The 12,959-nt window shown below is 59.0% G+C and carries 12 protein-coding genes and 1 pseudogene; 6 read left to right on the top strand and 7 right to left on the bottom strand.

The annotated features are described in order from the left end of the window. Nucleotides 1-15 precede the first annotated feature (15 nt). The 5 genes from ID864_RS11740 (at nucleotide 16) to ID864_RS11720 (ending at nucleotide 5,064) form a co-directional block, all read left to right on the top strand. Complete coding sequence (locus ID864_RS11740) at nucleotides 16-339, top strand: PTS sugar transporter subunit IIB (RefSeq protein ID WP_048914657.1); 324 nt, start codon at nucleotides 16-18, stop codon at nucleotides 337-339. Next, nucleotides 336-1,658 carry a PTS sugar transporter subunit IIC gene (locus ID864_RS11735; RefSeq protein WP_048914656.1) on the top strand — a complete coding sequence of 441 codons (1,323 nt, stop codon included), beginning with the start codon at nucleotides 336-338 and terminating at the stop codon, nucleotides 1,656-1,658. Before ID864_RS11740 ends, ID864_RS11735 begins: the two co-directional genes overlap by 4 nt. Continuing rightward, nucleotides 1,658-1,981, top strand: coding sequence for a PTS lactose/cellobiose transporter subunit IIA (locus ID864_RS11730; RefSeq protein ID WP_048914675.1), 324 nt, complete (start codon nucleotides 1,658-1,660; stop codon nucleotides 1,979-1,981). The genes ID864_RS11735 and ID864_RS11730 overlap by 1 nt, the downstream gene beginning before the upstream one ends. A 65-nt stretch (nucleotides 1,982-2,046) precedes the next feature. Next, a complete protein-coding gene (locus ID864_RS11725; protein ID WP_048914655.1) occupies nucleotides 2,047-3,474 on the top strand; it encodes a glycoside hydrolase family 1 protein in 1,428 nt (475 codons plus the stop codon). Nucleotides 3,475-3,624: 150 nt separating this feature from the next. Beyond that, complete coding sequence (locus ID864_RS11720) at nucleotides 3,625-5,064, top strand: 6-phospho-beta-glucosidase (protein ID WP_048914654.1); 1,440 nt, start codon at nucleotides 3,625-3,627, stop codon at nucleotides 5,062-5,064. Nucleotides 5,065-5,212: 148 nt separating this feature from the next. Here the strand turns inward: ID864_RS11720 and ID864_RS11715 are convergent, their stop codons facing one another. The 5 genes from ID864_RS11715 to ID864_RS11695 are packed head-to-tail and all read right to left on the bottom strand — an operon-like array spanning nucleotide 5,213 to nucleotide 9,985. Next, entirely contained in the window at nucleotides 5,213-6,094 is an 882-nt protein-coding gene (locus tag ID864_RS11715; protein ID WP_048914653.1) for a MurR/RpiR family transcriptional regulator, read from the bottom strand. Then, on the bottom strand, nucleotides 6,091-7,047 hold the full coding sequence (locus ID864_RS11710; RefSeq protein ID WP_099754409.1) for an ABC transporter substrate-binding protein: 957 nt from the start codon (nucleotides 7,045-7,047) through the stop codon (nucleotides 6,091-6,093). The genes ID864_RS11715 and ID864_RS11710 overlap by 4 nt, the downstream gene beginning before the upstream one ends. 21 nt (nucleotides 7,048-7,068) lie before the next feature. Then, nucleotides 7,069-8,121, bottom strand: a complete 1,053-nt coding sequence (locus ID864_RS11705; protein ID WP_048914651.1) for a FecCD family ABC transporter permease — start codon at nucleotides 8,119-8,121, stop codon at nucleotides 7,069-7,071. Then, on the bottom strand, nucleotides 8,118-9,143 hold the full coding sequence (locus tag ID864_RS11700) for a FecCD family ABC transporter permease (RefSeq protein ID WP_048914650.1): 1,026 nt from the start codon (nucleotides 9,141-9,143) through the stop codon (nucleotides 8,118-8,120). The genes ID864_RS11705 and ID864_RS11700 overlap by 4 nt, the downstream gene beginning before the upstream one ends. Continuing rightward, nucleotides 9,140-9,985, bottom strand: coding sequence for an ABC transporter ATP-binding protein (locus tag ID864_RS11695; RefSeq protein ID WP_048914649.1), 846 nt, complete (start codon nucleotides 9,983-9,985; stop codon nucleotides 9,140-9,142). Before ID864_RS11695 ends, ID864_RS11700 begins: the two co-directional genes overlap by 4 nt. 454 nt (nucleotides 9,986-10,439) lie before the next feature. On the opposite strand from ID864_RS11695, the gene ID864_RS11690 reads away from it, so the two are divergent. Further along, nucleotides 10,440-12,611 carry a TonB-dependent siderophore receptor gene (locus tag ID864_RS11690; RefSeq protein WP_048914647.1) on the top strand — a complete coding sequence of 724 codons (2,172 nt, stop codon included), beginning with the start codon at nucleotides 10,440-10,442 and terminating at the stop codon, nucleotides 12,609-12,611. On the opposite strand, the gene ID864_RS23715 is transcribed toward ID864_RS11690, so the two are convergent. Then, nucleotides 12,589-12,705 carry a type I toxin-antitoxin system Hok family toxin gene (locus ID864_RS23715; RefSeq protein ID WP_288499907.1) on the bottom strand — a complete coding sequence of 39 codons (117 nt, stop codon included), beginning with the start codon at nucleotides 12,703-12,705 and terminating at the stop codon, nucleotides 12,589-12,591. The genes ID864_RS11690 and ID864_RS23715 overlap by 23 nt on opposite strands. Further along, a pseudogene (locus tag ID864_RS23710) lies at nucleotides 12,671-12,802 on the bottom strand (DUF5431 family protein); the annotation flags it as partial. The pseudogene ID864_RS23710 and the gene ID864_RS23715, both read right to left, overlap by 35 nt. Between the last annotated feature and the right edge of the window lie 157 nt (nucleotides 12,803-12,959).

Genomic DNA, 12,959 nt, shown 5'->3' with positions numbered 1-12,959 from the left:
GACCGGAGAACAACCATGAATAAGATCTTACTCTGTTGTGCTGCAGGTATGTCCACCAGCATGGTGGTACAGCGAATGGAAAAATCCGCGCAGGAAAAAAATATTGATGTTGAGATCAATGCCGTAGGTTTTGATGAGTTTAACCAGCAGATAGGCAGCTACGACTGCTGCCTGCTTGGCCCACAGATCAAGTACAAGCTGGTAGATTTCAAACCGATCGCCGACAAGCTGCACAAACCGATTGCCGTTATCAACATGATGGATTACGGCATGATGAACGGCGAGAAGATCCTTACCGACGCGCTGGCAATGATTGCCAATAACGGGGCAGCAAAATGAGTAGCCTCAGCGAGAAGCTGTTTGGCGTCATTGAGAACCGCATCAGCCCGATTGCGGCACGCTTATCCAGCCAGCGACACGTGGTGGCGATCAAGGACGGCTTTATCTCCTCGATGCCGTTTCTGATTGTCGGTTCGTTTATGCTGCTGTTCGCTCACCCACCGTTTGGTGCCGACAGCCAGTGGGCATTTGCGCAGTGGTGGCTCGGCATGGTTGAGCGCCACAGCGAACAGATTATGATGCCGTACAACATGACGATGGGCATCATGGCGGTATATATCTGCGCCGCCATCGCTTACAACCTGGCGATCAGCTACAAAATGAACGGCTTTATGGCCGCCTGTCTGGCGCTGATGTCCTTCCTGGTGGTGGCCGCGCCGCAAACTAACGGCGCGTTACCGGTCAGTTCGCTGGGAGGGGAAGGGATCTTCACCGCGATTATTGTCAGCCTCTACGCCACCGAACTGATGCACTTCCTGCAAAAACACAATATCGGTTTTAAGCTGCCGGAACAGGTGCCGCCAAAGATCCGTCAGTCGTTCGATCTGCTGATCCCGATCCTGGCGATCTTCCTGACGCTGTTCCCGCTCAGCCTGCTGGTGCAGGATCAGTTTGGCATGCTGCTGCCGCAGGCGATTATGGCGATCTTCAAACCGATTATCTCCGCCTCGGATTCACTGCCTGCCATTCTGATTGCGGTGCTGCTGTGCCACCTGCTGTGGTTTGCCGGGATCCACGGCGCGGTGATTGTCGGCGGTATTTTGCAGGCTTTCTGGCTGACCAACCTCGGGATAAACCAGCAGGAGCTGAACGCCGGGCAGCCGATTACCCAGATCTTTATCGAACCGTTCTGGCAGTTCTTTATCGTGGTCGGCGGTTCCGGTTCCACGATGGGGCTGGTGTTCCTCTACCTGCGCAGCCGCTCGGCGCACTTGCGCTCAATCGGCAAGCTTGGCCTGGTGCCCAGCATGTTCAATATTAACGAGCCGATTATCTTCGGTTCCCCGGTGGTGATGAACCCGCTGCTGTTTATCCCGTTTATTACCGCCCCGCTGGTCAACGCGGTGATCGCTTACGTTGCCACGCGCACCGACCTGGTCAATCACGTGGTGTCGCTGGCACCGTGGACCACGCCCGGCCCGATTGGCGCGGCCTGGTCTACCGGCTGGGATTTCCGTGCGGTGATCCTGGTTGGCGTGCTGATCGTGATTTCCACGCTGATCTACTACCCGTTTTTCAAGATGTACGAGCGCCAGTTACTGGCAGCAGAAGCCCCTGCCCCGTCCGAGGGTGAACTGAAAACAGTGGAGAATGCATGATGGATATGGAAAGCACGGTGATGGAGCTGATCATTAACGCTGGCGAAGCCCGCTCCTGCGCGATGCAGGCGCTGCGCGCTGCCCGCCAGTATGACTGGCTGGAAGCGGACGCGCAGTTGACGGCAGCGACCGCGGCGGCAAAGGCAGCGCATAAGATCCAGACCGCCTTAATCGGTGAGGATGAAGGCGTTGGCAAGCTGCCGATGAACCTGATTCTGGTGCATGCCCAGGACCACCTGATGAACGCCATGCTGTGCCGCGAGCTGGCAGAAGAGATTATCCTGCTGCACCGCGAGATTGCGGCCTTGAAGCACAAGGGCTGAGGCTGCGGGCAGACCGAAAAGAGGGTCAGGCGCGCCTGCCCCGTTAAACACGCAAGGAGAACCGGATGCAATACCCACAGTTAGCGCCCTTCCCTGACGGATTTTTATGGGGAGCGTCCACTTCGGCCTACCAGGTTGAAGGGGCGTCACTTGAGGATGGCAAAGGGCCATCGGTGATTGATAAAGCCAGCTTTGACCCGCGCCTCACCGACTTCACCGTCACCAGCGATCACTACCACCGCTTTAAAGAGGATGTGGCCCTGTTCGCTGAGCTGGGCCTGAAGACTTACCGTCTGTCGATCTCCTGGAGCCGCCTGTTCCCGAACGGCAGCGGCGAGCTGAACGCGAAAGGCGTGGAGTTCTACCAGCAGCTGCTGAGCGAATTGACCCAGCACGGCATTGAACCGCTGGTTACGCTGTACCACTTCGATCTGCCGTGGGCGCTACAGGAGAAAGGCGGCTGGTCCGATCCGGCGACGGTCGACGCCTTCGAGCACTTCGCCCGCACCTGTTTTGAACTGTATGGCGACCGGGTGAAATACTGGCTGACCATCAATGAACAGAACATGATGATCCTGAAAGGCGACGTCATCGGTACGCTGCCGGCCGGAACGCCCGATCCGCATAAAACCCTGTATCAGCAGAATCACCATATGATGCTGGCACAGGCGCGGGCGATGATCGCCTGCCATCAAATGCTGCCGGGCGCAAAGATCGGCCCGGCGCCGAATATCTCCTGCGTCTATCCGGCCAGTTCTAAGCCTGAGGATGTGCTGGCGGCCCATAACTTCACCTCTATTCGCAACTGGCTGTACCTCGACCTTGCCTGCCATGGCCGCTACAACACCGTGGCGTGGCGCTTTATGCAGGAGAAAGGCTGGCTGCCAAAGATTAATCCGGGAGATATGGAACTGCTGAAGCAGGCGAAGCCGGACTTTATTGCCTTCAACTACTATGCCTCTGCCACCGTGGCTGCCGCGCAGGATGAGGCGGGCGAAGGTAGCCAGAAGGTGGATCAGCAGATGGCAGGCATCGATAAGGATGTTTACGTCGGCACCAATAACCCGCACCTGAAGAAAAACCAGTTTAACTGGTATGTTGACCCGGTGGGATTCCGCATTACCGCACGCGAGATATACGATCGCTACACGCTGCCGCTGATTATTACCGAAAATGGCCTCGGTGCCTTTGATGAACTGACTGCCGACAACAAGGTGCATGATGACTACCGCATCGCCTACCTCAGCGACCACCTGGCACAGCTGCAGCTGGCGATCAGCGACGGCGTGGAGATCTTCGGTTATTGTCCGTGGTCGGCTATCGATCTGGTCAGCACGCATCAGGGCATCAGCAAGCGCTACGGCTTTATCTACGTCAATCGCGACGAGCACGATCTGAAGGATCTGGCGCGCTACCGCAAGAAGAGTTTCAGCTGGTACCAGCGGGTGATCGCCTCCAACGGCGCGAATTTGCACAAAGATATCGGGTATTAAATCCGTAGGGATCGGCCATGCCGATCCCTACGGATTTCTCGGTTTCGCTGGGCGCGGCTCACCCGCCCCCAGCGGATGTTCCACTATTTTGTAGCGGCGAGGCATGCCTCGCCCAGGACGTTGTTAATCTCACCAGATAAGGAAAAGGTTATGTCACAGCAGTTACCCAACGATTTTTTATGGGGCGGCGCGGTCGCGGCACATCAGGTTGAAGGCGGCTGGAATGAGGGCGGCAAAGGCCCGAGCATCGTTGACGTATTGTCCGGCGGCTCCCACGGCGTTGACCGCCAGATCACCGACGGCATCGATCCGTCGCTCAACTACCCGAATCACCTGGCGGTAGATTTCTACCATCGCTACAAAGAAGATATCGCGCTGTTCGCCGAGATGGGCTTTAAGTGCTTCCGTACCTCGATTGCCTGGACGCGCATCTTCCCGAAAGGCGACGAGCAGGAGCCAAACGAAGCCGGATTACAGTTCTACGATGACCTGTTTGACGAGCTGCTGAAGCACGGCATTGAGCCGGTGATCACTCTCTCGCACTTCGAGATGCCGCAGCATCTGGTCAAGGAGTACGGCGGCTGGCTGAATCGCAAAGTGGTCGACTTCTTTGTGCGCTACAGCGAAGTGGTGCTGAAGCGCTATCAGCACAAAGTGAAATACTGGATGACCTTTAACGAGATCAACAACCAGCGTAACTGGCGCTATCCGCTGTTTGGCTACTGCAACTCCGGGGTGATTTTTACCGACCACGATAAGCCAGAGCAGGCGATGTACCAGGTGCTGCACCACCAGTTTGTTGCCAGCGCACAGGTAGTGAAGCTGGGCCATGAGATTAACCCGCAGCTGCAGATTGGCTGCATGCTGGCGATTGTGCCGCTCTACCCGTGGTCGTGCCACCCGGACGACGTAATGTTCGCCCAGGAGTCGATGCGCGAGCGCTATCTGTTCGGCGATGTGCATCTGCGCGGCTACTACCCCTCTTACATCCTGAAAGAGTGGCAGCGTAAAGGCTACCAGATCGAGATGCAGCCGGGCGACGAGCAGGTGCTGCGCGACGGCTGTGCCGATTACCTTGGCTTCAGCTATTACATGAGCAATGCGGTGCAGTTCTCCGCCAAGGACAGCGATGATGGCCGCCATATTGAGGGCTTCCCCGGCAGCCGCCCGAACCCGCACGTGAAAGCGTCCGACTGGGGCTGGCAGATTGACCCGGTAGGCCTGCGCTACACGCTGAATGCCTTCTGGGAACGCTATCAGAAGCCGATGTTTATCGTGGAAAACGGCTTTGGCGCTTACGATACCGTGGAAGCCAACGGCGAGATCAACGACGACTACCGCATTGCCTACCTGCAGGCGCATATCGAGCAGATGAAGATTGCGGTGCTGGAAGATGGCGTTGAGCTGATGGGCTACACGCCGTGGGGCTGTATTGACTGCGTATCGTTCACTACCGGCCAGTACAACAAGCGTTACGGCTTTATCCACGTGGATAAAAACGATGACGGTACTGGCACCCTGGCGCGCTCTAAGAAGAAGAGTTTCGCCTGGTATCAGCGGGTGATCGCCAGCAACGGCGCAGATCTGTAAAGCTGGAAAACATCGGGGCGACCGAAAAAATGGTCGACCCTGTTACTCCCCCCTCCACATCCTGTAGGGGCCGACCGCTTTTCTGGTCGACCCGCATATCGATGCACAAGGTAAAACGGGCGAGGCATGCCTCGCCCCTGCGAGAAAACTACGCTTTCTTGCCAATCGAACGGTGCAGATCCTGAATGCGTTTCATCGACTTCATGGTTTTTTGCGGCGCCGTGGATGCCACCGACATCACCAGCATCTCCAGACACAGCAGCACCGAACCGTGCAGCGCCACTTTGCCGTTTTCCCCGCCGCGCGGCACGACGATCACCGTATGCGCTTCGCGACTGAAGCGTGAATCCGGCGCATTGGTCAGCAGAATCGCCGGAATACCGAGACGCCGCGCTTCGGCCAGCGTGGTCAGCCCCTCCCGATGCGCCGACTTCTGCCCCATCATGATCAGCACGTCGCCACGCTGCAGGCTCAGCAGCTGTTCTGCCAGCAGAATGCCGGTGCGGTTGAGCGCATAAGCCGGGGTGCCAATGCGCGTCATCATGCGCGCCGTATAGTCCGCCAGCACGCCGGAGGCACCAATGCCGAAAATCGCTATCTGCTGCGCCTCGGCCAGCAGCGCCACGGCCTGCGCCATCGCCAGGCGATTTTTCGGCTCGCTTAATACTTCGCAGGCGCGCTGGTGCCCCTCAATGACGAAATCGATACTGGCATTGATATCGCAGGAGAGCGCGCTGACGGTGGTGTTCATCTTCTCCGCCGAGTTCAGCCCCGGCCCGAGAAAGCCTTCCATCGTCAATTTCACATCGCGCAGGCCAGCAAAACCCAATGCCTGAATGGCGCGGATCACCGTCGCATCGGAGCTTTGCGTGGCGACCGCAATTTCCATGGCCGTATGTTCCAGTACCACGTGGCGATGTTCGTTGATATAGCTGGCAACGGCATACAAACGGGGAGAAAGCTGATGCGCCCGTGCTCGAAAGCGCTCGCCGTACAGATCGGTGCGCCGACGGCTGCCTGGCAGGCTCATTGCGCCTCCGCTTTTTCCGGCAGCGTGCGCCCGGAAAGATGGGATTGAACTTGCGCCACCAGCAGGCCGAGCGAAGCGAATGAGTTGGAGATCACCTCATCGCGCGACAGCAGAATGTAGTGCCCGCTGCGGCAGGCTTTGAGGAAATCACAGAAGCCGGGGATGACCCGGTTCATGTCGGCGATCTCATCTGCTGGCTTACCGCCAGTATCGGCACGCCAGGTATCAAAGACGTAATCGGCATCCAGCTCCGGCAGGCGTTCTGCACTGACATCGATGCGGCCCCCGTCCGGGATGCTGTCGACCAGCGGCGGGAACCTGAACCCGGCATCGCGCAGCACCCGGCCCAGCGAGTGATAGCTGTGATGCACGGTAATTTTGCCGTTGTTAGCCTGGATAACCGACACGCTGATGTGCTGCGTGTCGACGACGTGCTTCAGCTGCGCGATCTGCTGCTGATAGCGGCGTTCGAGGATCGCCAGCTGCGCCTGGGTGCCGGTGAGCTGCGCCAGCTTGCTGTAGATGCGCGGCGCCCCGCCAACCAGATGATCGATGCTGACGGTCGGCGCGATTTTCTCCAGCTGCTCTACCGCCACGTTGCGGCTCGGTTCGGTGATAATCAGGTCCGGTTTGGCGGCGGCAATCGCTTCGATATCCATGTCAGCGCTGCCGATAAACTGGATAGCGGAGTTATCAAAATCGACCCCGGTCAGCAGCCCGCTGGAGCGCAGGAAGTGGCTACCGTCCGGGCGCGTTCGGCCGTGGCTGGCCACCGGCGGCGCGCCAAGCTCGATCAGCGGAATCGTGATATCAAGATCGTGCAGTGAGACGATGCGCGTGGGGTGCAGCGGCACGGTCACCGTGCGCCCGAGGTCGTCGGTAAATTGCTGGGTGGGTGCAGCCGCGCCCGCCGAAGCTGCCAGCAGCAGCAGGAAAACAGTGAGAATACGCATCAGATATCCATGAAGTAAGGCTTACAAAATATCGCGCCGCCGCCACAGCAGCAGCAGGAAAAACGGGCCGCCAACCAGCGCCATCACAATGCCCGCCGGAATTTGCAGCGGGGCAAACGCCAGCCGCCCCAGATTATCAGTGACCAGCACCAGCAGAGCGCCAATCAGCGCGCTGCCGCTCAGCAGGGCCACCTGGCCGCCGCGCAGCAGAAAACGCGCCATGTGCGGAGCGATCAGGCCGACAAAGCCCAGGCTGCCGACGCAGGAGACGCTGGCCGCCGTCAGCAGCACTGGCGCGAAAAAACGCACCAGCGACAGCCGCTGCAGGCGCACCCCAAGCCCGGTTGCCGCCTGATTGCCAAGCAGCGCCACATCGGATGCGCGCGCAGTGAGAAACAGAATCAGCGCAGCGGGCAGCGCCCAGGCGAAGGCCACCGTCAGCAGAGGCCAGGTAGCGGCATGCAGGCTGCCCGCCATCCACACCAGCGCCGTCTGCACGTCACGCACATCGGCAGTGGTGATAAAAACGCCGATGCCCGCGGCAAACAGCCAGGAAACGCCGATGCCGATCAAGATAAAACGCGGCCGTGAGAAGTCTCGCGACAGCGCCATAACCAGCAGCGCCACCATCACTCCGCCCGCCATCCCCGCCAGCGGTCGCCACAGCAGGCTGAGCGCCGGAAATAACAGGATCAGCGTCAGCACTACCGCGCTGGTGCCCTCTTTCACACCAATCAGGCCGGGGTCGGCCAGCCCGTTACGGGTGATCGACTGCATTGCCGCCCCGGCCATGCCGAGCATCGCGCCGCACAGGGCCGCCATCAGCAGGCGCGGCAGGCGGATATCCCAAACGATATAGTGCTGCTGTGCCGGCAGCGGCTGCGGATAAAACAGCGCCCGGCCAATCGCGGAAGCCGGAACCGGCAGCGAGCCTTGCGTCAGGCCAAACGCCAGTAGCGCCACGGCGCAGGCGGCCAGCAGCAGGCCAATCATCAGCAGGCGCGGGCGCAGCAGCAGCGTGCAGCGCGCCATTTGCAGGCGGTGGAAACCGACGCGCTGTGCGGCACTTTTCATTTGAAGAACCTTGAGGCAATAAAGATAAATACCGGGGCGCCGACCAGCGCGGTCATCACACCGGTGGCCAGCTCCTGCGGGGCAATCAGCGTGCGCGCGGCAATATCCGCCAGCAGCAGCAGCAGGGCTCCACACAGCGCCGACAGCGGAATACCAGCACGAATATCATCGGTCATCAGTCGCCGCACGATATGCGGCACCACCAGGCCGATAAAGCCGAGCGGGCCGGCAACCGACACCGCCGCACCGCACAGCAGCGCCGCCGCAATCAGCCCCAGCAGACGGGTACGGGCGATATTGACGCCCAGCCCGCTGGCGACAACATCCCCCAGCGCCAGCACGTTAAGATAGGGCGCAATCGCCAGCGCCAGCAGCAGGCCGATCAGCGCAGGCAGCGTAGCCGCCGCCGTCACTGCCCAGCTCAGCCCGGCAAGATCGCCAGCCAGCCAGGTGCGCATGGCCAGCAGAGTCTGCTCGTCCAGGATCAGAATGGCAGCGGTAATGGAGGAGGCAAAGGCCGAGAGCGCTACGCCGCACAGCGTCACCTTCAGCGGCGTCAAACCGCTGCGCCCGGCAGAGGCCAGCAGCATCACGACGGCAAACAGCGCGGCAGCCCCGCAGGCGGCAATCAGCGGGCGGCCAAACAGCATTCCGCCCCAGCTGGCGCCAAGCGCCGAACTGATGACCACCGCCAGCGCCGCCCCGGCATTTAAGCCAAGAATATGCGGCTCGCCGAGCGGGTTGCGGATCACCGCCTGTAACAGCATCCCGGCCACGCCGAGCGCGGCGCCGGTCAGCAGCGCCGCCGCCAGCCGCAGCAGGCGCAGGTCGACAATCACCCTATGGTCAAAGTTGCGCGGGTCATACTCCAGTAACGCCCGCAGCACGGTTGCCGGGCCGATATAGCGCGCCCCCAGCCCGAGATGCACCAGCGAACAGGCCAGCAGCAGCGCCAGCAGGGTCAGCAGCGCGCTGAACGGGCGAGCGCGACGACGGCGCAGGATAGCGGCGAGAGCGCTCATCCGGCAGGTGTCTCGCGGCGGCGAAATGGCATAAAGAGAGGCTTGCCGGTCAGCGGGTTAAGCGACATCTGCACCTCGACGTCGAACACCGTTTTGATCAACTCCGGAGTGCAGCTTTCACCCTCGTTAATCACGCCCGCGAGTCGCCCCTGCTTGAGGAACACCAGCATATCGGCGTAGTTGACCGCAAAGTTAAGATCATGCAGCACCACCACCACGGTACGGCCATGCAGGCGCGTAAGGTCGTGCAGCAGTTCGAGGATCTCCACCTGGTAGCGCAGGTCGAGGAAAGTGGTCGGTTCATCCAGCAGGATAGTGGCGGTCTGCTGCGCCAGCGCCATGGCGATCCAGCAGCGCTGACGCTGCCCGCCGGAGAGGCTGTCGACGGGCTGATGAGCAAACTCCAGCGTGCCGGTCAGGCGCAGCGCCTCTTCCACCGCCTGCTCATCCTGCGCTGACCACTGGCGCATAAACCCCTGCCAGGGAAAGCGCCCGCGCGATACCAGCTCAAACACCGTCAGCCCTTCCGGCAGCAGCGGCGACTGCGGCAGCATGCCGAGCTGGCGCGCTACCGCTTTGGTCGGCTGCTGATGAATGGATTTGCCGTCGAGCCGCACGCTGCCGCCCAGCGGTAACAGCATGCGCGCCATCGTGGTCAGCAGCGTTGACTTGCCGGAGCCGTTAGCCCCCACCAGTACGGTCATTTTGCCGTGCGGAATGTGCAGGCTGACGCCATTAACAATCAGCTGCTTGCCGTAACCTGCTGACAGCTGGTCAAGGACCATTCCGTGCTCTGCTGGCGCAGTGATTTCATCTGCTGTGTTCTCCACCCGCTGTGGCATTGCTGGCTCCTGCACCGCCACGGCGTGACGGCAGAGCCAGCGCGCGCGTAGGTATCAAATAAAAATAACTCTCATTCGTTTTCTCGATCATGCGTAGAATGACTGTAGTAGTCAAGAACTAATAGCGAGCTGAACTACCGCGCAGGCTCACCCTTTTTATGGAAATAACAGGAAAGATAAATAAATATAATACCTTTTATTTTCAATTGACTAATAAAAAACAACCTTAAATAAAACAGGACAATAATCCGCTTTTATTCTTGTCGGTTTGATTGCTGTTTTTTACGTTTACTACTACATCACTACGTGTTTGAATGATTCTCAATTACATATCCGACTCCCGTTTGCCGGGTCTCACGGATAGCGCTGCGCAGAGACGCAATCATCGGGCAATGACAATAACTCACCATCATCCCCGGAAAGGGGAGAGAATCGCTTGCGGGAAAAAGAACCAATGAAAGAATTATCCTGGCTTCTGGGGAAAAAAGGATCGGCTTTATTTTCACTGATGTTTGTCGGTGCTCTGGCCTCGCCTGCCGCTCTTGCAGCGGAGAAGGAAAGCGCAAAAACTTCAGCGGATGCCAGCGATGGCGGGACGCTGACCGTAGAGGCCAGCGTCGCTGACGCAGACGCGGCAATGACTTCCGGCTATCAGCCGCTCAGCTCCTCCACCGCCACCCTGACCAATATGCCGCTGCTGGATATTCCGCAAGTGGTGAATACCGTCAGCGACCGGGTGATTCAGGATCAGCACGCCACCACGCTGGATGAAGTGCTGAATAACGTCAGCAACGTGGTACAGACCAACACGCTGGGCGGCACTCAGGATGCGTTTGTACGCCGTGGCTTCGGCAGTAATCGCGACGGCTCGGTGATGACTAACGGGCTAAAAACCGTGCTGCCGCGCAGCTTCAACGCCGCCACCGAGCGGGTGGAAGTGTTAAAGGGCCCGGCCTCAACGCTGTACGGCATTCTCGATCCGGGCGGAATGATTAATGTCATCACCAAGCGCCCGCAGACCACTTTTGGCGGCGCGATTGAAGCGACCTCCACCAGCTTCGGGGGCGGTACTGGCAGCGTCGATCTGACTGGCCCGATCGCCGGAACCCGGCTTGCTTACCGCCTGATCGGCTCATATCAGCACGAAGATTACTGGCGTAATTTCGGCAGCGAGCGCAGCAGCTTTATCGCCCCCTCCCTGACCTGGTTTGGCGATGACGCGACGGTAAACGTCTCTTACGCACACCGTAACTACAGCACGCCGTTCGATCGCGGCACTATCTTTGACCTGGATACCGGCCATGCGGTCAACGTCAGCCGCGAAACGCGCTTTGACGAGGCTTACAATATCACCGACGGCGAATCCGACCTCGCGCAGCTCAACACCGAGTACCGCATCAACAATCAGTGGACGGCTAAGTTTGACTACAGCTTCAGCCAGGATAAGTACAGCGATAATCAGGCACGCGTGATGGCCTATGATGCGGCAACCGGCAACCTGACACGCCGCGTCGATGCCACCCAGGGATCGACCCAGCGCCAGCATTCCGCGCGCTTCGACCTGCAGGGCGATGTGGTGATCGGCGGGTTGTATAATGAGATCCTCACCGGGCTGTCGTATGAGAACTACGATCTGCTGCGCACCGATATGATCCGCTGCAAAAACGTTAAAGATTTCAATATCTACAATCCGTCCTACGGCGCAACCGGCAAATGCACTACCGTGTCGGCCTCCGACAGCGACCAGACTATCAAGCAGGTCAGCTATTCCGGCTACGTGCAGGACTCGCTCTACCTGAACGATAAGTGGATTGCCGTCAGCGCCATGCGCTACACCACCTTCACCGAATACGCCGGTAAAGGCCGCCCGTTCAACGTCAATACCGACAGCCGCGACAGCCGCTGGGTGCCGAAATTTGGCCTGGTGTATAAGGCCGCACCCAACGTCTCCTTCTTCGGTAACGTCTCGCAGTCGTTTATGCCGCAGTATTCTATCGCCAGCTACATCGGCGAGCTGCCGCCGGAAACCGCCACCTCATATGAAGTGGGTGCCAAGTTCGACCTGTTCAGCGGCGTGACCGCTAACGTCACCCTGTTCAACATCGACAAGCGTAACGTGCTGTATACCGACACGGTGAACGGCGAAAGCGTGGCGAAAACCGCCGGAAAAGTGCGTTCGCGCGGCGTTGAGGTCGATGTCGCCGGGGCGCTGACGCAGAACGTTAACGTGATCGCCAGCTACGGTTATACCGATGCCAAAGTGCTGGAAGACCCGGATTATCAGGGCAAGATGCTGCCTAACGTGCCGCGTCACACCGGCTCGCTGTTCCTGACTTACGATTTCCACAACGTCATCGGCGGTAATACGCTGACCGTCGGCGGCGGCGGCCACGCGGTCAGCCGCCGTTCCGGCGACAACGATGAGGATTATTCGCTGCAGGGCTATGCGGTGGCCGATGCGTTTGCCTCGTATAAGATCAAGACGCAGAACCCGGTCACCCTGCAGGTCAACGTGAAGAACCTGTTTGATAAGACTTACTACACCTCGTCTATCGCCAGCAATAATCTGTCCAACCAGATTGGCGACCCGCGTGAAGTGCAGTTTACCGTGAAGATGGATTTCTGATAGCCGCCACCTCCCTGTCTCCATCTCTGTAGCGAATTTCGCACAGCGACTTTCGCGTCAGCCAGGTGAATATTAACAGTGTGAAACACACGATTAATATGCACCAGATAAGGGTACTGCGTGGCAGTTTCATAGCCTGTGGCTCCTTGCCTTGCGGCGGGTAAGGGGCTATCCTGATGTTGTTGATGCATAGGATGAGCCTCGTGGGTTAATGAAAATTAACTTACGGGGCTTTCTTCTTTCTGCCTCACTACAAACCAGCATCACGACCGGCCACATGAGGCAAAAAGCCTCAAGCGCCGCGCCGACTATAGCGCCATACCCTCCGAATTGACAAAGGTTAAATTT

The organism is Erwinia aphidicola (assembly GCF_014773485.1).
In the GTDB taxonomy this organism is placed as follows: Bacteria; Pseudomonadota; Gammaproteobacteria; order Enterobacterales; family Enterobacteriaceae; genus Erwinia; species Erwinia aphidicola.
This window is presented reverse-complemented; position numbering and strand designations above follow the sequence as displayed.

Coding starts and splice junctions, on each gene's coding strand:
- ID864_RS11690 (WP_048914647.1), top strand. CDS start 10,440: ATGAAAGAATTATCCTGGCTTCTGGGGAAAAAAGGATCGGCTTTATTT.
- ID864_RS11705 (WP_048914651.1), bottom strand. CDS start 8,121: ATGAAAAGTGCCGCACAGCGCGTCGGTTTCCACCGCCTGCAAATGGCG.
- ID864_RS11735 (WP_048914656.1), top strand. CDS start 336: ATGAGTAGCCTCAGCGAGAAGCTGTTTGGCGTCATTGAGAACCGCATC.
- ID864_RS11700 (WP_048914650.1), bottom strand. CDS start 9,143: ATGAGCGCTCTCGCCGCTATCCTGCGCCGTCGTCGCGCTCGCCCGTTC.
- ID864_RS11710 (WP_099754409.1), bottom strand. CDS start 7,047: ATGCGTATTCTCACTGTTTTCCTGCTGCTGCTGGCAGCTTCGGCGGGC.
- ID864_RS11725 (WP_048914655.1), top strand. CDS start 2,047: ATGCAATACCCACAGTTAGCGCCCTTCCCTGACGGATTTTTATGGGGA.
- ID864_RS11730 (WP_048914675.1), top strand. CDS start 1,658: ATGGATATGGAAAGCACGGTGATGGAGCTGATCATTAACGCTGGCGAA.
- ID864_RS11720 (WP_048914654.1), top strand. CDS start 3,625: ATGTCACAGCAGTTACCCAACGATTTTTTATGGGGCGGCGCGGTCGCG.
- ID864_RS11715 (WP_048914653.1), bottom strand. CDS start 6,094: ATGAGCCTGCCAGGCAGCCGTCGGCGCACCGATCTGTACGGCGAGCGC.
- ID864_RS11740 (WP_048914657.1), top strand. CDS start 16: ATGAATAAGATCTTACTCTGTTGTGCTGCAGGTATGTCCACCAGCATG.
- ID864_RS11695 (WP_048914649.1), bottom strand. CDS start 9,985: ATGCCACAGCGGGTGGAGAACACAGCAGATGAAATCACTGCGCCAGCA.